Raw genomic sequence first — 17428 nt, 5'->3', positions numbered from 1 at the left:
CCGGGCCCGCGGGCTTCAGCGCTTGAGGGCGACGCCGCCGTACTGGTGCACCTGCTCGGGCAGGTCCCACGCCTCGGCGTCGGGACGCCAGCGCGAGCACGAGGCCACGCCCGGTTCGAGCAGTTCCAGGCCGTCGAAGAACCGGGCGATCTGCTCGGGGCTGCGCAGGATGTAGGGGAGCGAACCGCCCTCGTTGTACTGCCGGATGGCGTCGACGTAGGCCTCGCTGGTGTCCGTGCTGTCGTACTGCACGAGGTAGCTGCCCGACGGCAGCGCGGCCACCAGCCGGCGCACGATGGAGCGCGCCTCGTCGAAGTCCTCTATGTGGCCCAGGATGCCCATCAGCATGAGGCCGATCGGCTGGTCGAAGTCCAGCGTCCGCTTCGCCTCCCGCACGATGGCGTCCGGGTCGCGCAGATCGGCGTCGACGTAGTTGGTGACGCCCTCCGGGGTGCTGGTGAGCAGGGCGCGGGCGTGCGCCAGGACCAGCGGGTCGTTGTCGACGTAGACGATGCGGCACTCGGGAGCCACCCGCTGGGCGATCTCATGGGTGTTGTCCACGTTGGGCAGCCCGGTGCCGATGTCCAGGAACTGGCGGACGCCCTCCTCGGCGGCCAGATGGCGCACGGCGCGGGCGAGGAAGTAGCGGGCGGCGCGCGCTCCGGTCTCGATGCCGGGGAAGATCGCGCGGAAGGCGTCACCGGCCACCCGGTCGACCTCGTAGTTGTCCTTCCCTCCCAGCCAGTAGTTCCAGATCCGGGCCGACTGCGGCACGGAGGTGTCGATCTTGGAGAGTTCCTCCTGCGCGGAGTTGTCCGCCTCTTGGGACATGGGCGCTCCCTGCGTCTGCGTGGTGCGAGAACACTGAACCGTCGAACACCGGTCGTACACACCCACGTTATTCCCTCAACTCCCCACACGTGCGGATCACCAGCCCCAACCTGCCTGCTTCGGCCGCCAGTTGGCTTGAATGCCACGCTTCGCCGCGGGCGGCGATCCCTGCCGCGGTACGGCTTCAGCGCGATCGCAGGACGTCGAGGACGGTCAGCGCCACATGCAGTTCGGTGCGCTGTCCGCCCGACTCCAGGTCCCGGTCCAGCAGCCGCTCGATGGTCCGCAGCCGCTGGTAGACCGTCTCCCGGGACAGATTGCCGCGACGGGCCGCCACCGTCTTGTTGCCCGCCGCGTCGAGATAGTGGCGCAGGGTCGCGAGCAGATCCGTGCCGTGCCGCAGGTCGTGCTCGACGAGCCGGCCCAGCAACCGCTCGGCGTACTCCTGGACGCGCACGTCCTCGCGCAGCGCGTACAGCAGCCGGCGCAGCCCGATGTCGGACAGCTCGTGGAAGGACCGGCCCCCGGGCGGCGGTTCGCCGGGCACCGCCGCCGCGGCCACACGTCCCGCCTCGCGGAAGGAGCGGGCCGCGTCGGACAGGCCCGTGACCTCGGAGCCCACGCTCACCACCGCCCCCGGGTCGAGGGCGAGCGCACCACGGCTCAGCCGCTCCACCGCGGGCCGCCAGGACTGCCCGGCACGCAGGGCGAGCAGGACACCGAGCCGACCGGGGGCCAGCACCCCGACGAGGGCCGCGACCCCGGCGCTCCGCAACTCCTCGGACAGCCGCGTCTCCGCCTCCGCGTCGCCGTCCCCGGCCCGCGTGTCCACGCGTACGGAGGCTCGTACGGCGACAGGTACGGCTCGTACGTCGACTTGTACGGCGACGAAGGAGCAGTCCTCGACGGGCAGGCCCAGCGCGGCGATCCGGGCGCGGGCGTCCTCGGGGGAGTGGTGGCGCTGCTCGGCGAGATCGCGCAGGGCGCCCCGGTGCGCGGTGCGTTCCCAGGGCATGGCGTGGATGAGACGGGCGACGGTCAGGGCGTTCGCCGTCCGCTCCAGGACGGTGACGTCCTCCGGCCCGAAGGCCTCGGCACCGGTGCGGGCCGAGGCCGGGAGCATGGCCGCGCGGCCCCAGCGCTCGCCCTGGTACTCCACCGGCACGACGAGCCAGCCCTCGGGACCGCGCACCTCGGCGCGGTCGCCGGACGGCACCGCCCTGGAGCGCCGCTCCCAGCCGGTGAGCGCCTCCTCGACCGTGCAGTCGGAGGGCTCGCAGACCAGGGCCCGGTGCACCAGGTTCTCCAGGACGACGGTACGGCCGCTCATCCGCGCCGCCGCCCGCACCACCTCCTCGGGCCCCGCACCCCGCAGCGTCAGCGCGCCGAACGCCTCGTGGATCCGCTGCGTCCGACGCATCGCGTCCGCCTGATTGCCCAGCAGCAGCGCGTGGACGACCTGGGTGACCTCCAGGAAGTTGACGTCGGCGGCGAGCGTCACCAGCGGCAGACCGCGCGCCCGGCAGGCGTCCACGAGCGCGGCGGGCGGGCGGTGGTAGCGCCGTACCAGCTCGATGACCAGGGCCGCCGCTCCGACGTCGGCGAGCTCGTCCACGTATCGGCGCACGCCCGCCGGCTCGTCCGGCAGCGGCATGCCTGTGGTCAGGACGAGTTCGCCGCCCTTGAGGAAGGACGCCGGGTCCGTCAGCTCGGTGATGTGCACCCAGCGGACCTGCCGGTCCAGCCGCCCCACCCCGGCGACGACCTGCGGCTGCCCGGCGGCCAGGACGGGCAGCGCCAGCACGTCGGCGACGGTCAGCGGACGGCTCGGGGGGTCGGGGGTCTCGGGCAGGGGGACCTGGTTCTCGCGCATAGGGCGTACCTGCCCGCGCGGCGCGGCTGACACAACGTCCGAACAGCGCCGTCCGGCTGGACAGTCCAGGCGTTGTCGGCGGCCGCGGGGGCCGGGACGCTCGAAGGGACGAAGCACGCCGTAGGCAGCAACCCGTACGAAGCAACCCGTACGGCTCAGGAGGCCACCATGACCGCACTGTCGCCGCACCTTCGCCAGGCCACGCCCGTGCTGGCCGCCCGGGGCGAGGGCGTCCACCTCTACGACGAGGACGGCCGCCGCTATCTCGACTTCACCGCCGGCATCGGTGTCACCAGCACCGGCCACTGCCACCCCAGGGTCGTGGCGGCGGCGCAGGAGCAGGTGGCCACGCTCGTGCACGGGCAGTACACGACCGTGCTGCACCGGCCGCTGCGCCGGCTCGTCGACAAGCTCGGCGAGGTGCTGCCGGCCGGCCTGGACAGCCTGTTCTTCAGCAACTCCGGCAGCGAGGCCGTCGAGGCCGCACTGCGGCTGGCCCGTCAGGCCACCGGCCGGCCCAACGTCCTGGTCTGCCACGGCGGCTTCCACGGCCGTACCGTCGCCGCCGCCTCGATGACCACCTCCGGCGTCCGCTTCCGCTCCGGGTTCTCGCCACTGATGAGCGGAGTGGTGGTCACCCCGTTCCCCGACGCCTTCCGGTACGGCTGGGACGAGGACACCGCCACCCGGTTCGCCCTCCGGGAACTCGACTACACCCTGCAGACCATCTCCTCGCCCGCCGACACCGCCGCCGTCATCGTGGAGCCGGTACTTGGCGAGGGCGGCTACGTGCCCGCCAACCGTGCCTTCCTCGAAGGCCTGCGTGAACGGGCCGACCGGCACGGCTTCTTGCTGATCCTCGACGAGGTGCAGACCGGCGTCGGCCGCACCGGACGCTTCTGGGGCCACGACCACTTCGGCGTCACCCCCGACATCCTCGTCACCGCCAAGGGACTGGCCAGTGGCTTCCCCCTGTCCGGGATCGCCGCCCCCGAGGAGCTGATGAGCAGGGCGTGGCCGGGCTCGCAGGGCGGCACCTACGGCGCCAACGCCGTGGCCTGCGCGGCCGCGTGCGCCACCCTGGACGTCGTACGCGACGAGAAGCTCGTCGAGAACGCCGAGGCCATGGGCGCACGCCTGCGCGCCGGCCTGCACGAGGTCGCCGACCGCACCCCCGCCATCGGCGACGTACGCGGCCTCGGCCTCATGCTCGCCAGCGAGTTCGTCACCGAGGACGGCAGCCCCGACCCGGAGACCGCCGCCCGCGTACAGCGCGCCGCCGTCAACGAGGGCCTCCTCCTGCTGCTGTGCGGCGCCTGGAACCAGGTCGTACGGATGATCCCGGCCCTGGTGATCGACGAGACGGCGGTGGACGAGGGGTTGGAGGCTTGGGGGAGGGCGGTGGAGGTCGGGGTGGCCGGGGGGCCCGGTCAATGAGGGGTGTTGGGGGATTCGACCGGTGGGGGCTGTCCGGGGGATTCGATGGGTGAGGGGTGGCCGGGGGGCCCGGCCAATGAGGGGTGTTGGGGGATTCGACCGGTGGTGACTGCCCGGGGGATCCGATGGGTGAGGGGTGGCCGGGGGCGGTCGGTGGGGAGAATCGAGGGATCCGGTCGGTGGGGGGTGGGGCGGCGGTCCGATGGGGGAGGGAGGTCGGGGAAGCCGACTGGTGGGGGATGGGTGGGCGGTCCGGTCGATTGGGGTTGGCCGGGCGTTTGGGCCGGTGAGGGGTGGTCGGGGACGTCGGGGTGGGGGATGGTCGGAGGGTCTGGCTGGTTGGGGAGGGTCGGGGTATCGGGCCGGTGGGGGACGGTCGGGGACGTCGGGGTGGGGGATGGTCGGAGGGTCTGGCTGGTTGGGGAGGGTCGGGGTATCGGGCCGGTGGGGGACGGTCGGGGACGTCGGGGTGGGGGATGGTCGGAGGGTCTGGCTGGTTGGGGAGGGTCGGGGTATCGGGCCGGTGGGGGACGGTCGGGGACGTCGGGGTGGGGGATGGTCGGAGGGTGCGGCTGGTTGGGGAGGGTCGGGGTATCGGGCCGATGGCGGACGGTCGGGGACGTCGGGGCGGGGGGATGGTCGGAGGGTCCGGTCGGTTGGGGAAGGTCGGGGCATGGGACCGATGGGGGACGGTCGGGGGATCCGGCCGATGGGGGAGGGTCGGAGGATCCGGCCGATGGGGGGAACGGCCGGGGCGGCCTGCCGAAGCGGGGATGGCCGGGGGAGTCGACCGATGAGCGGCGGCTGGGGCCTCCGGCCGAGGAGAGGTGGTCGGACTGCCTCCGGTGGCAGGCACCGGCCCGCTCAACTGACAGTTCCCGTCGCGTACCGAGCAGGAGGCAACACATGATCACCACCCCTACGCAGCTGTTCATCGGCGGAGCCTGGGTGGACGCCGGGGACGGCGCCACCATGGCCGTAGACGACCCCGCGACCGGCGAGATCCTCGCGCGGGTCGCCGATGCGGGGCCCAAGGACGCGCGGCTCGCGGAGGACGCGGCCGTCGACGCTCAGCAGGATTGGGCGCGCACGGCGCCGAGGGCGCGCAGCGAGATCCTGCGCCGCGCCCACGAGATCATCCTCGACCGCACCGACGAACTCGCCCGTCTGATGACGTCCGAGATGGGCAAGCCGCTGGCGGAGGCACGCGGCGAAGTCGCCTACGCCGCCGAGTTCTTCCGCTGGTTCTCGGAGGAGGCGGTCCGTATCGAGGGCGGCTACGGCACCCTCCCGGACGGCCGCAACCGCATGGTGCTCACCCGCCGCCCGGTGGGCCCCTGCTTGCTGATCACCCCGTGGAACTTCCCCCTCGCCATGGGCACACGCAAGATCGGCCCGGCGATCGCGGCGGGCTGCACCATGGTGCTCAAGCCGGCCCCTCAGACCCCCCTCTCCAGCCTGGCGCTCGCCGCGATCCTCAAGGAGGCGGGCCTGCCGGACGGGGTGCTGAACGTCGTCACCACCTCCCGGGCCGGGGAGGTGTGCGAACCCCTGCTGCGCGGCGGCAGGATCCGCAAGCTCTCCTTCACCGGTTCCACGGCGGTCGGCCGGTTGCTGCTCGCGCAGTGCGCCGACACCGTCGTACGGACCTCGATGGAGCTCGGCGGCAACGCGCCGTTCATCGTCTTCGACGACGCCGACCTCGATGCGGCCCTCGACGGCGCGATGGTCGCCAAGATGCGCAACATGGGCGAGGCCTGCACGGCGGCGAACCGCTTCTTCGTCCACCGGTCCGTGGTCGAGGAGTTCGCCCGGCGCCTCGCCGACCGGATGGGCGCCCTCGTGGTCGGCCCCGGCACCCGTGACGGCGTCGACGTCGGCCCCCTGATCGACGCCGCCGGACGGGCCAAGGTCGAGGAGCTGGTGTCCGACGCGCTGGAGCGCGGCGCCCGGCTGCTCGTCGGCGGCCGTACCCCCGAGGGACCGGGCTGCTTCTACCCGCCGACCGTGCTCACGGACGTGGACCCCGGCAGCCGGCTGATGGAGACGGAGATCTTCGGCCCCGTGGCGGCGATCCTGACCTTCGACGAGGAGGACGAGGTGGTGAGCCGCGCCAATGACACGCCCTGGGGCCTGGTCGGCTACCTCTTCACCGAGGGCCTGGACCGCGCCCTTCGCATCAGCGAGCGCCTGGAGGTCGGCATGGTCGGCCTCAACACGGGCCTCGTCTCCAACCCGGCCGCCCCGTTCGGCGGCGTCAAGCAGTCCGGGCTGGGCCGCGAGGGCGGCCGGGTCGGCATCGAGGAGTTCCTGGAGTACCAGTACCTGGCGGTGCCGGTGCGCTGAACTCCGCGCGGCCCTACGCCCCGAGCATGTTGAAGCCCCCATCGGCATTGAGATACACGCCGGTCATGTGCGCCGCATCATCCGTCGCCAGGAACAGGGCGGTGCCCGCGACTTCGGCCGGTCCCGGAATCCGCCCCATCGGAGTCTTGGCAATCATGTCCTCCCGCCGCCCGGACCTCCAGTCCGCCCGCTGCAGCAGCGTCTCGGTCTCGATGAAACCGGGGGCGAACGTGTTGACCCGTACGTGCGGTGCGAACGCCTGGGCGTAGGACTTGGTGATGCCGAGGATGCCGTACTTGGCGGCGGCGTACTGAGGGGCCCGCGCGCTCCCGCGCACGATCACGGTGGAGCCGATGTTGACGATGGCGCCGTGTCCCTGCTCCAGCATCCGGGACCCGAACTCGTGCACGCACAGCATGGTTCCCTTGACGTCCACGGCGAGCACATGGTCGATGGACTCCTCGGTCAGCTCCCGCCAGGACATCTGGTCGCCCGCCATGTCCCCGACGTTGTTGACCAGCACGTCGAGGCCGCCGAACCGGCCGAAGACCTCCTCGGCCATACGGATCACATCGGCGTGGACGGAGATGTCGCCCTGCACGGTGAACGCCTCGCCGCCGACGCCCTCGACGCGGGCGACGGTCTTCTCGGCGCCGGCGGCCGAGTTGCGGTAGTGGACGGCGACCCGCGCACCCTCCTGCGCGGCCCGCACGGCTATCTCGGCACCGAATCCGGTGCCCGCTCCGGTGACGAGGACGGTCTTGCCGGTCAAACGCCGGGGGATGGGGGTCATACCAGCTCCGTTCGTGAAGTCTCTTGGTGTGCAGGGGTGTTCGGGTGTACAGAGGATGACGCTCGCCAGTTTGCCCCTGCTGACGTCGAGTGCGGCCATGTCGGGCAGGCTGAGTGCCGACAGCCAGGGAGGTCCGATGAAACTGGTGACGTTCGACGCGGGGCCCGGACGGGGACTGGTGGGGCGACTCGACTCCGGGACGGTCGTGGAGTTCGACGTGCCCTCGATGCGGGAGTACTTCGAGCGGGCGGGTCAAGTCGCCGAAACGGGACGGACGTTCGCGCTCGCCGACGTCCGGCTGCGCGCGCCCATCGTGCCCAGGAAGTTCTTCCACACGGCCGGGAACTTCCGCGAACACCACGAGGACCTGGCCCGCGTCGACTGGTCCCACCCCGTCAACAAGGGCATCGTCTTCTTCCAGAACGTCGACGCGATCATCGGCCCCGACGAGCCGATCGTGTACCCCGCGAACCTCACCCGGGAACTCGACTACGAACTCGAACTCGCCGTCGTCATCGGCACACCGGGCCGCTTCTTCTCCGCGGAGCAGGCGGCCGAGCACATCGCGGGCTATCTCGTCTTCAACGACATCACCGCCCGCGACATCCAGCGCCGCGAGATGGAGTCCGGGGTGTTCTCCTTCTCGAAGGCCATCGAGACGTTCTGCCCGATCGGCCCGTACATCGTCACCGCCGACGAGATCGGCGACCCGCACGACCTGGACATGGAACTGCGCGTCAACGGCGACATCCGCCAGAAGTCCAACACCGCCCGCATGTCGGTGTCGATCCCTCAACTGATCGCCTACCACTCCCCGCAGACCTACAGCGCGGGCGACATCATCACCACCGGCACCATCGCCGGGGTCGCCGCCAGCACCGAGGACCCCTTCGCCAACTACCTCAAGCCCGGCGACGTCGTCGAGGCCGAGATCGAGCGGATCGGCGTACTGCGCAACCCAGTTGTCTCCTGGCGGGACGCCCACGGCAGTGACGAGCCCCCCGCCGAGCAGTGGACGGGGTGACGGCCTGACGCCGCCATGTGCGGGTCGCGGTACCGCAAAAGGTCGCGGTACCGCAAAAGCCGGCCGAGAACCCTCAAGTCCCCGACCGGCCCGCGTAGTTCAGAGGCGGCAGTGCGTCTACCGCCCGGCGGTCCGGCGGCGCCGCGCCACCAGGACGGCGGCCGCGCCGGCGGCGAGCGCCGCGGCGGACGCTCCCGCGATGGGCAGGGTCGCGCCGGACCCGGTGCTCGCCAGGTCACCGCCCGTGGTGGTGGAGCCGGAGGTGCCGCCGCCCGTCGTGGAGTCGCCCCCGGTGGAGGAGCCGCCGCCGGTGGAACCGTGCGTCGACCCGGTGCCCGAGGTCGAGCCCCCCGTCGAGCCCGAGCCGCCGGTCGAGCCCGAGCCGCCGGTCGAGCCCGAGCCGCCCGTCGAACCGCCGCTGCCGGCGACGTCGAGCGTGATGGCGGCCGTGTCGTCGGCCTTGTTCGTGTCGAACGGCCGGGGCTCGCCGGTCAGCGCCACGGAACCCTTCGCCCCCTGCACCGCCTTGTCGATCCGCAGCTTGAAGGTGTAGATCTCGCCCTTGCCCTCGTCCTCCCAGGACTCGCTGGTGCCGCACTCGTAGGTGCCGGCCGCCACCTTGTCGCAGAAGCCGTCACCCTTGGTCACCGTCGTACCGGCCGGCATCTTGATCCTGACCTTCGTCACCGAGACATCGCCGTCCCGCAGCACCCAGGCCGGGCCCGCGTTGGTGAAGTTCGCCGTCAGGGCGACCGTGTCCCCGACGGCACCCTTCAGCCGGGCGCCCGTCACCTTGAAGTCGGCCGTGTTGTCGGCGGTCACCTTCACATCGGCGGCGTCCCAGTCGGGGTGGTCGTCGCGCGGTCCGCCCGGGGTGGCGTCGGGCTGCTCGACGAGCTTGACCGCGGGGCCGGTGCCGCGCACGGGGTCGCTCGCGTTGTCGTCGGGGCCGGGCTCAGTGGTCTCCACCGTGACCCGCAGCCGGTCGTACAGCGCGTGGTCGAGGACCTTCAGGGTCAGGGCCTTCTCGGGCGCGTACACGGCACCGGCCTTGACCGTCTGGTCGAACTCGCAGACCGCCTGGGACCGGCTCGGCGCCTCGTCGTAGGCGGGTATCTCGTAGCGAAGGCAGTTGGAGGGCAGTTCGGTGTGGCTCAGGCCGCGGGTGACGGTGTACGTGAGCCAGACCTTGTCGGCCGCCGCGGTGCCCGTGTTGGTGAACGTGACCGGTACGTCGACGCTGCTGCCGGGCTTCACGCCGTCGATGGGCGCGATCTTCCCCAGCGTCACGGCCGCCGACGGGTCGTCGTCGGCGGCGACGGCCGGCGCGGCACCCAATGCGATCAGGGCGATGGCACCGACCGCACCGGCGGTCTTGCGGAGCGGACGGAGTCCGGAAGAGCTCTGGAGCATGTGGGGGGTCCTCTGGTGAAGCATCGGTTGCGGACGAACTAACTGTGCGGGAACGCGAGTTCCACCACGGGAGACACGCGTGCGGGCCGGATGGTTGCAGTGGGAAAGGAAAATGCGGCCGTGACGGAAGGGGCGCGTTCCACGGACCTGTCCGCGATGCGGGACGGTCCTCTTGACGCGCACCCGAGCCGGACCGACACTCCGGACAGGAACCCTAGTGAACAGGTAGGGAAGCATGAGGCGCCTGGAGCCGGTCACCGTCCGAGTGAGCCGTTCGCCTCTTCTCACCTCCCGCCGTCACATCGATCTGCAGCGCACCTGCAGCGCGATCAGCCCCCAGGGCTGAGCCGCCCGACGTCGCTTCCGCCGCGTGTACGTCCGCGCCCACTCCAGGGGAGAACCATGTCCGTCATACCGCTGACCACCCACACGCCGACCCGGCCCACGCCCGTCTTCCGGGGCCGGATCGGCAGCGACGCACGCAGCGGCCACTACGCCGTACCGGGCCGCTACCGCCTCCACCTGTCGACCGCCTGTCCCGACGGTCTGCGCATCGCCGTCACCCACAGCCTGCTCGGCCTCGGCGCCGTCTGTCCCGCCTCCCTGCTGCCCGCGCTCCCCGACACTGCCGACGGCGGCCACTCGGTCCTGCGCCCGCTCTACGAGGCGAGCGCCCACCGCTACACCGGCCCGACCACCGCCCCGGTGCTCAGCGACGACTGGTCCGGACGGATCGTCAGCACGCACGCCCCGGACATCATGCGCGACCTCGCCCACCGCTTCGGCGCCGACGGCCCCTCGCTCTACCCGTGCGGCGCGGAGTCGGAGATCGAGGCCGTCGAGCGGATGTGCGCCGACGGAATCGAGGACTCGGCACAGCGCGCCGGAACTCCCGGCGGGGAGCAGGAAGAACGCGACGCGGCCCTGGCGAGGCTGCTGGAGACCCTGGGCGCGCTGGACCGGTGGCTCGACGGGCGAACGTACATGATCCGCGACGAAGTCACCGCCGCTGACGTCGAGTTGTGGGTCGCGCTGGTGCAGCTCGACACCGTGCACCGGCACCACCTCGACGCCTCGGCGGTGCAGCGGATCGCCGACCATCGGGCCCTGTGGTCCTACGCCCGCCGCCTGACCGCCCACCCGGCCTTCGGCCGCCACCTCGACCTCACCGGCATCGCCCACCGCCACCACGCCCGCTGCCGCGGTCTGGAGGCCGCCGGATCCGCCGTACAGATACTCGACTGGGCCCGGCACGCCGCCCACTGACCGGGCCCTTCAGCGCGTCGTCGGCGCCCTCAGAAGATGCCCTGACCGGGCACCATGATCCCGCGCGGGTCGAAGGTGCGTCTCGCCGACTCCAGTTGCGGCCAGGCCGGACCGAAGTGGGTGCGCCAGTCCGCGTGCGTGAAGGGGATGCTGCCGACCGGGTACTGCGTCCCGCCGACCGCCGCGGCCGCCTCGTAGGCCGCGCGGTTGGCGGTCAGCAGGCGGTCGACGGTGGCCGTGTCCTGCGGTGGCGTGGTGCGCAGGACGGCGAAGAGATACGGCACCGGGTCGTGGGGCGCGCGCAACAGGGGCGTGGTGAGGTGCTCGCGCAGGAGCGGGTAGACGAGGACGACGCCGCCGGGGCCGACGTCGTCGGGGGTGAGGCCGTCCAGCAACTCGCCCGTGACGGCGGCCGCGGACCGTCCCGGGAGGAGCAGGTTGAGCCAGGGGTGGGCGTACGTCCACAGGCCGGCCTCTTTGAGGGCCTCGACGGCGGGGGCGAGCCGGTCGATGAAGTCGTAGTAGGGGCGGTCGGTGCGCTCGACCCCGGACGGGTTGTGGCGCAGGCCGCGCAGCAGGACCGCGTCGTCCGGCGCGGCGCCGGCCGGCGGGCCGTAGGCGGCGGCCTCCAGGGTGAGGACGCGGAAGGCGCCGTCGGCGTCCGGCGCGACCTGGCCCTCGACGTAGTCGAACCGGCCCTCCTGGACCAGGATCCGCTGGTCGTCCAGGAAGGTCTGCAGGTCGTCGTACGGCAGCAGGTAGTGCCGTACGGTCCGAGGGGCCGTGACCAGGCGCAGGGTGGCGCCTACGACGATCGCGCACTGGCCGAGGCCGGCCAGGACGGCGTGGAAGAGGTCCGGGTGCCGGGTGGGGGAGCAGCGTACGAACTCGCCCGCTCCGGTGACGACCTGGAGTTCGGCGACGTTGTCGACCTGGGCGCCGTGCCGGTGGCTCTGGCCGCCGAGGCCGCCCACGGACAGGGTGCCGCCGACGGAGAGTTCGAGGTAGTCGGTGAAGACGGGCGGGGTGAGACCGTGGGCGATCGCCGCCTTGGCCACCTCGCTCCAGCGGGCACCGGCGCCGACCGTGACGGTGGCGCTGTGCGGCCGCACGGGGCCGATGTCCGCGAGGGTCGCCGTCTCGACGACCAGTCCGCCCTCCACCTGTGCCTGGCCGTTGGTGGCATGCCCCTGGCCGCGCGGCGCGACCGGCAGCCGGTGTCTGTTGCAGAACCGGACCATGGCGACGACGTCACGGACCGAACCCGGGCGCAGGACGGCGGCGGGGCGGCGGTGCACGATGTGGCCGTAGTCCTCGGAAGCCGCCGAGAGCGAGGCGTCGTCCATGACGAGCGTGCCGTCCAGCGGCGGGATCCCCACCAGGTTCCGGCCGGACGCGGACGTGGACGCGGACCCGGGCTCGGATCCGGACCCGGACCCGGCTTCGGGCGTGGCCCAGCTGCGGGCGCCGGGATCGAAGCCGATCACCGCCGCACCGGTGAGCGTGACTCCGCGCAGGACGGTACGCCGTGACGGTGTGTGGGGCATGTGCACTACCACCTCGCATGCAGGGGGGCGGACATGGGTCGGGGGACGGTTTCCCTCCCCCGAAGGTAACCGTCCCCCGACCGCTCCCCCGGCGCCGGACTGTTGGCCGGCCGACCGCGTGGGAGGCGGTGTGTGCTGTCACCAGCACATGACCGCTGTCTCCCCCGGACCCCACGCGGAGTACAGACGTATACGGACGAAGTAGCGGCGGCCCTTGACCAGCCGGGCCTTCATCGTGGCGTTGTGCGGCTCGCCTCCGTCGTCGCGGCCCGCGACGTAGCGGGGCTCGCCGTCCCGCTCCTCGAAGAGGACGAGGACGGAGTCGTTGGCGCCGAAGGTCCCCACGGTGTACTCGCGGGTCTCCGGCGGGTCGATCACGAAGTCGGCCTGCTCCCCGGGCGCCAGCCGCAGCGGCACCGACCGGAAGGGCTCAAGGGCGGGAGGCTGCACGTCCGCGGCCGGCGGATACCAGCGCAGCACGAACTCCTTGTCGGCCGACGAGAGCGTACCGGGCGGGTTCAGACCCGCGCGGAACTGCTCCGGCTCCAGGATCAGTCCGCCCGTGAAGGGAAACTCCATGATCGACTGCGGGTCCCAGACGGAGCCGTTGACCTCGGACGGGTCGAGCTTGCGCAGGATGTTGAAGAACGTCTTGTCCCGGCTCCAGAAGTTCGGCGGGCCCGCCAACTCGGCGTAGACGGCCTCGTCGTCCCAGTGGATGCCGGCGAACGGGCTCTGGTGCTCGTGCAGCAGGCCGAGCGCGTGCCCGATCTCGTGCAGCGCAGTCCCGCGCTCCCCGGGCGCGGTCAGGTCCCAGCCGAAGTTCATGGTCCGATCGTTCTGCCCGACCTGCAGGCAGTCCTTGCCCACGGTCGACCAGGAGCCGTCGCCGAGCTGGAACCCTATGCGCAGCTCGGCCTCCGTACGGTCGCCCACCTCGACGAAGGACACCCCGATGCCCAGTTCCTGCCACTCGCCGAAGCAGGCACGCACCACGTCCCGCTGCTCCTCGGCGCCGACCCAGGACACCCGGCGCGACTGTCCCGTGCCCGGCACGGCGATGACCGAGTCGTCCTCGCCGTCGAAGAAGTAGTAGTGCAGCACGGTGCCGTTGACCCACATCGAGCGCTGACCGATGAGCGCACTGAGCCGCTCGGCGGTCAGCCCCGGTGCGAAAGCGGGGGCCGACTGCTGCGCGAGCGAGCAGTAGCGTCCGGTCATGCGCACAGGTTGCCGTGGACAGGGGTCAGGACGCCTGAGTCGGGGGCTACTCAAGTCACCCTGTATCAGGGCTGAGTACTCGCACTCATACTCCCGTGACGACATTGCGACGCGAGGTGAAGACCCTTGAGCTGCCCTGGCGGTTCACCGGACGTGAGGACGAGCTCGAACTGATCCGCCGGTCCCTGACCGCGGGCCACCACGGCATCGTGGTGACCGGCCCGACGGGCAGCGGCAAGACCCGGCTGGTCACTGAGGCCGTGCGGGGCAGCGACCGCGCCCGGGCCGCCGGGACGCCCGAGACCCGGCACCTCTCCTTCGCCGCGTTCGCCCACCTGCTGCCCGAGCAGGTCTCCCTGCACCGGGCGGTCCAGCTGCTCTCCGGGGTACGGCTGCTGGTGGTCGACGACGCCCATCTGCTCGACGACGCCTCGGCCGCCCTCGTGCACCAGCTCGCCGTGCACGGCCGCACCCGCCTGATCGTCGTCGCCGCGGACGGCGACCCGTGCCCCGGCGCGATCTCCCGGCTGTGGACCGGAGAACTGCTCCCACGCCTGGTCCTGGAACCGCTGCCCCGCGAGGAGACCGAACAACTGCTCACGGCAGGCGTCGGCGGCACCCTGGAGCCGCTCACCCTGAACCGCCTCCAGCACCTGTGCCGGGGCGATCTCAGGCTGCTGCGCGACCTGGTGGACGCGGCGCGCGAGCACGGCCTGCTCACCTGCCTCGCCGAGACGGACACCTGGGCCTGGCGCGGACCGGTCCCGGTGACGCCGACCGTCCGCGAGCACGCAGCGCCAGTCCTCGAAGCCCCCCGCGAGGCACGGGAGACGCTCGAACGGCTCGCGTTCGCGGAACCCCTGCCCCTGCCCATGGACGACCTCGACCTGCGGCTCCTGGAAGACCTGGAGTCCGACGGCCTGATCCGCATCGACGACCACGGCACCGTCCGCCTCGCCCACCCCCTGCACGGCCCGGTGCTGCGCGCCGCGGCCGGCCGGCTGCGGGCGGCGCGACTGGCCCGTACGCCGGACCGGTGCGAGACGGCTCTCGCCGCCGAGTCGGCCGCGCTGACCGGGCGGATCGAGCGGGCGGACGTACGGCCGCTGCCGACGCCCGTGGGGGAGTGGCTCGCGCAGGAGGGCGCAGCGGTACCGGCCGGGTACGCCGCCGTTCGCGCACGGTTCTCGCGGCTGAGAGGGGAGCTGCGAGAGGCGGCGGCCTGGGCGAGGGAGGGGCTGCGCGGCGCTCCGCACGACGCGCGCTGCCGCCGCGAACTCGCCCTGGCCGCCGCGCAGTCGGGCGACGCGACGACCGCACAGGAGGCCCTCGCCGGCTACCCGGACCTGCCCGAGCCGTCCGCCTGGCTGGCCGCGTCCCGCGGAGACGCCGACGGCGCCCTGGCGGCGATCGGCGCCGCCATCGACGGGATGGTGCAGCGGTACGGGCAGGAAGTGGCGGCGACAGGCGACGACGGAGCGGTCGAGGGCACACTCACCGTCTCGGCGGAGAGGACGGCCGAACTGCTCCCGGCCGACGGCACGGGTGCCGCTGCGGCGGCCGAACCCCCCTGCGCCGACCCCGCGTTTGCGCTCTACGACCTCGTACGGCTCGGTGTTCCGGAGAAGGCCGCCGAACTCCTCCCGGCCGACGGTGTGTTCGCGCGGCACGCGGACGCACTGGCCCGCGAGGACGGGGCGGCGTTGGACCGGGCGGCCGAGGCTCTGGAGGAGCGCGGGTTCCTGCTGTTCGCCGCCGAGGCGCACGCACAGGCCGCGCGGGCGCACCGCGACCCGCGCGCCGCGCGTACGTCACGCACGCGTGCCGTCGCGCTGGCCCGCCGCTGCCAGGGCGCCCGCACCCCGGCCCTGTCCGGCCTGGTCCTGGGCGAACTGACCGCCCGCCAGCGGCAGATCGTCACCCTCGCGGCCGCGGGCCTGAGCAACCGCCAGATCGCGGAACAGCTCACCCTGTCCATCCGCACGGTGGGCAACCACCTCTACAGCGCCTACGCCCGGCTCGGCGCGAGCGACCGGGGAGCGCTGCCGTGGCTGGTCGAGCTGCCGGAGGTGCAACCGGCCTGAGCCGCACCCCATGAGCCGGCGGTCTGACCCCCAGTATTCGGGGGAGGGGTCAGGCCGCCGCACCGCGTCGTCCCGGCCGTTTGCAGAGGTGGGTTCGGGTTCGGCGGCGGGTGCGGGTTGTCTGTGGCTGGTCGCGCAGTTCCCCGCGCCCCTCAAAAAGCTCGCACGCACCGGAACTTGGGGAGAGCCGCCTGTGTTCCCGCCAGTTCAGGCCGCACCGAACGCTGTGAACGCCCATCCCGTTGCCTGGTGCAGCGCGTCCCCCGGCTGCGCGGCCCGCGCGTCCCGCAGCGCCTCCGCCAGCGACAGGCCCGCGCTCAGCCCCTTGTGCAGCGCGAGCATCAAGGACACCACCGCCTCGTCGTTGACCGGCGCGCTGCTCGCCAGCACTCCGGCCGTGCCGAGCGGCAGCAACGCGGTGACCAGGCCGAGGAGTTCGTCCGCACCGACGGAGGCGAGCCGTGCGGTGTCGCAGCAGGACAGGATGATCCGGTACGGGCTGCGGTCCAGGCGCTCGAAGTCGTGCACGATGAGCGGACCGTCGGCCATCCGCAGCGAGGAGAACAGCGGGCTGTCGGCCCGGAACGTGCCGTGCGCGGCGATATGCGCCAGCGCGGCACCGTCGAGTTCCTGCAGGACCCGCGGCACGCGCGCGTGATCGTCCTCCAGCACGACCGGAGCGCCGTAACGGTCGGCGAGTTCGGGCACCTCCGCTCCGCCGGTGGCCAGCCCAGGGCCGCGGACCAGGACGTGGCGGCCACTCGGCGGCGGCTCGGTCTCGCGGGCCCGCAGCCAGCTGCTCGCCGACGGCGACACACTCAGCACCCGCTCGCGCAGCGACGGCAGCAGCGCCCACGGCACGCTGTGCAGGCGGCCCGGCGGTACGACCACGACCGGCCCTGAGCCCAGGTGCGCGGCGGCCGGGCCGAGCAGCAGCTCCTCCAGGCGGCGGCCCATGGCCTCGACCACCGCGAGCCGGGCCTCCGCCCCCGGGTGCGCGAGCCGGCGCAGCCCGGCCTGCACATGCTCGGCCTCGACCTCGGCATCGGCGAGCAGCCCCGCCTCGAACCGCCGCACCCGCCCCTGCCCGCACAGCAGCACCTGCACCCGCCCGTCGAGCACGGCGAGCTCCACCAGCCGCACCTCGCCGAGGCGCTCCAGCAGCCTGCGCGGATCGAAGCGGTCCTCGTCCCCGGGCGCGTCCCCGCGCAGATGCAGGGTCCGTGAGCGGATCTCCCGTTCCAGGCGCCGCTGTTCACGCTCCAGGGCCGGGATCGGGCGGCCCTCCTGGCGCCCTTCCTCCGCGCGGGCGGCGATCTCCCGGAACGCGGTCAGATCGCCGAGCAGCGCCGGGTCGGCGGGCGGCCGCGTCGGCGGCGCGGTCAGGACGGTGGCCCGCCACCGCTCGCTCCAGGTCAGCAGCCGGCGCGGGCTGCCCGAGTCGAGGCTCGCCTGCTGGGCCATGGCGGCCAGCTCCGCGCCCTGCGCGGTGGCGCGGGCCCGCAGCTCCGAGGCGCCCAGCGTCATCCGGTGGTCGTCGAGCACGTCCAGTCCGCGCCGGCACGCCTCCAGCACACCCCGGCCGGAGCCGGC

Annotated in this window: 13 protein-coding genes; 6 read left to right on the top strand and 7 right to left on the bottom strand. The window is 72.8% G+C overall.

What is annotated here, in order from left to right; genetic code table 11:
* Positions 1 to 15 precede the first annotated feature (15 nt).
* Both JYK17_RS22640 and JYK17_RS22635 read right to left on the bottom strand, forming a co-directional pair.
* A complete protein-coding gene (locus JYK17_RS22640; protein WP_222811073.1) occupies positions 16 to 831 on the bottom strand; it encodes an SAM-dependent methyltransferase in 816 nt (271 codons plus the stop codon).
* A 184-nt stretch (positions 832 to 1015) separates the two neighbouring features.
* Positions 1016 to 2704 (bottom strand): PucR family transcriptional regulator, encoded by a 1689-nt coding sequence (locus tag JYK17_RS22635; RefSeq protein ID WP_222811072.1) that lies wholly within the window; start codon positions 2702 to 2704, stop codon positions 1016 to 1018.
* Between the two features lie 168 nt (positions 2705 to 2872).
* On the opposite strand from JYK17_RS22635, the gene JYK17_RS22630 reads away from it, so the two are divergent.
* Together JYK17_RS22630 and JYK17_RS22625 are read left to right on the top strand one after the other, a co-directional pair.
* On the top strand, positions 2873 to 4141 hold the full coding sequence (locus tag JYK17_RS22630; RefSeq protein ID WP_222811071.1) for an aspartate aminotransferase family protein: 1269 nt from the start codon (positions 2873 to 2875) through the stop codon (positions 4139 to 4141).
* 906 nt (positions 4142 to 5047) lie between these two features.
* Positions 5048 to 6487, top strand: a complete 1440-nt coding sequence (locus JYK17_RS22625; RefSeq protein ID WP_222811070.1) for an NAD-dependent succinate-semialdehyde dehydrogenase — start codon at positions 5048 to 5050, stop codon at positions 6485 to 6487.
* A gap of 13 nt (positions 6488 to 6500) precedes the next feature.
* On the opposite strand, the gene JYK17_RS22620 is transcribed toward JYK17_RS22625, so the two are convergent.
* Positions 6501 to 7280 carry an SDR family NAD(P)-dependent oxidoreductase gene (locus JYK17_RS22620; protein ID WP_128801269.1) on the bottom strand — a complete coding sequence of 260 codons (780 nt, stop codon included), beginning with the start codon at positions 7278 to 7280 and terminating at the stop codon, positions 6501 to 6503.
* Between the two features lie 136 nt (positions 7281 to 7416).
* Between JYK17_RS22620 and JYK17_RS22615 the strand changes: the two genes are divergently transcribed.
* A complete protein-coding gene (locus JYK17_RS22615) occupies positions 7417 to 8304 on the top strand; it encodes a fumarylacetoacetate hydrolase family protein (RefSeq protein WP_222811069.1) in 888 nt (295 codons plus the stop codon).
* Between the two features lie 117 nt (positions 8305 to 8421).
* Here JYK17_RS22615 and JYK17_RS22610 read toward each other — a convergent pair whose 3' ends face one another.
* Positions 8422 to 9717: a hypothetical protein gene (locus JYK17_RS22610; RefSeq protein ID WP_222811068.1), complete on the bottom strand. Its 1296-nt coding sequence runs from the start codon at positions 9715 to 9717 to the stop codon at positions 8422 to 8424.
* 235 nt (positions 9718 to 9952) lie between these two features.
* On the opposite strand from JYK17_RS22610, the gene JYK17_RS41225 reads away from it, so the two are divergent.
* Together JYK17_RS41225 and JYK17_RS22605 are read left to right on the top strand one after the other, a co-directional pair.
* Positions 9953 to 10063: a putative leader peptide gene (locus JYK17_RS41225; RefSeq protein WP_324604363.1), complete on the top strand. Its 111-nt coding sequence runs from the start codon at positions 9953 to 9955 to the stop codon at positions 10061 to 10063.
* Positions 10064 to 10119: 56 nt separating this feature from the next.
* Positions 10120 to 10983 (top strand): glutathione S-transferase C-terminal domain-containing protein, encoded by an 864-nt coding sequence (locus tag JYK17_RS22605; RefSeq protein WP_128801266.1) that lies wholly within the window; start codon positions 10120 to 10122, stop codon positions 10981 to 10983.
* A 29-nt stretch (positions 10984 to 11012) separates the two neighbouring features.
* Here JYK17_RS22605 and JYK17_RS22600 read toward each other — a convergent pair whose 3' ends face one another.
* Together JYK17_RS22600 and absR1 are read right to left on the bottom strand one after the other, a co-directional pair.
* Positions 11013 to 12530: an FAD-binding protein gene (locus JYK17_RS22600; protein ID WP_222811067.1), complete on the bottom strand. Its 1518-nt coding sequence runs from the start codon at positions 12528 to 12530 to the stop codon at positions 11013 to 11015.
* Positions 12531 to 12668: 138 nt separating this feature from the next.
* On the bottom strand, positions 12669 to 13751 hold the full coding sequence (gene absR1 / locus JYK17_RS22595; protein WP_128801264.1) for a beta-glucuronidase AbsR1: 1083 nt from the start codon (positions 13749 to 13751) through the stop codon (positions 12669 to 12671).
* Between the two features lie 95 nt (positions 13752 to 13846).
* On the opposite strand from absR1, the gene JYK17_RS22590 reads away from it, so the two are divergent.
* Entirely contained in the window at positions 13847 to 15835 is a 1989-nt protein-coding gene (locus tag JYK17_RS22590; RefSeq protein ID WP_222811066.1) for a LuxR family transcriptional regulator, read from the top strand.
* Positions 15836 to 16042: 207 nt separating this feature from the next.
* Here JYK17_RS22590 and JYK17_RS22585 read toward each other — a convergent pair.
* On the bottom strand, positions 16043 to 17428 hold a 1386-nt coding region (locus tag JYK17_RS22585), incomplete at its 5' end, for a CHAT domain-containing protein (protein WP_222811065.1).

The sequence above is a fragment of the Streptomyces plumbidurans genome, assembly GCF_019857225.1.
GTDB lineage: Bacteria > Actinomycetota > Actinomycetes > Streptomycetales > Streptomycetaceae > Streptomyces > Streptomyces plumbidurans.
The sequence above is the reverse complement of the archived record's forward strand: the minus strand, read 5'-3'. Positions and strand labels throughout refer to the sequence as shown.

What these genes read in the sequence shown, in the direction of transcription:
- JYK17_RS22640 (WP_222811073.1), bottom strand. Translation starts at nt 831, where the DNA reads ATGTCCCAAGAGGCGGACAACTCCGCGCAGGAGGAACTCTCCAAGATC.
- JYK17_RS22635 (WP_222811072.1), bottom strand. Translation starts at nt 2,704, where the DNA reads ATGCGCGAGAACCAGGTCCCCCTGCCCGAGACCCCCGACCCCCCGAGC.
- JYK17_RS22630 (WP_222811071.1), top strand. Translation starts at nt 2,873, where the DNA reads ATGACCGCACTGTCGCCGCACCTTCGCCAGGCCACGCCCGTGCTGGCC.
- JYK17_RS22625 (WP_222811070.1), top strand. Translation starts at nt 5,048, where the DNA reads ATGATCACCACCCCTACGCAGCTGTTCATCGGCGGAGCCTGGGTGGAC.
- JYK17_RS22620 (WP_128801269.1), bottom strand. Translation starts at nt 7,280, where the DNA reads ATGACCCCCATCCCCCGGCGTTTGACCGGCAAGACCGTCCTCGTCACC.
- JYK17_RS22615 (WP_222811069.1), top strand. Translation starts at nt 7,417, where the DNA reads ATGAAACTGGTGACGTTCGACGCGGGGCCCGGACGGGGACTGGTGGGG.
- JYK17_RS22610 (WP_222811068.1), bottom strand. Translation starts at nt 9,717, where the DNA reads ATGCTCCAGAGCTCTTCCGGACTCCGTCCGCTCCGCAAGACCGCCGGT.
- JYK17_RS41225 (WP_324604363.1), top strand. Translation starts at nt 9,953, where the DNA reads ATGAGGCGCCTGGAGCCGGTCACCGTCCGAGTGAGCCGTTCGCCTCTT.
- JYK17_RS22605 (WP_128801266.1), top strand. Translation starts at nt 10,120, where the DNA reads ATGTCCGTCATACCGCTGACCACCCACACGCCGACCCGGCCCACGCCC.
- JYK17_RS22600 (WP_222811067.1), bottom strand. Translation starts at nt 12,530, where the DNA reads ATGCCCCACACACCGTCACGGCGTACCGTCCTGCGCGGAGTCACGCTC.
- absR1 (WP_128801264.1), bottom strand. Translation starts at nt 13,751, where the DNA reads ATGACCGGACGCTACTGCTCGCTCGCGCAGCAGTCGGCCCCCGCTTTC.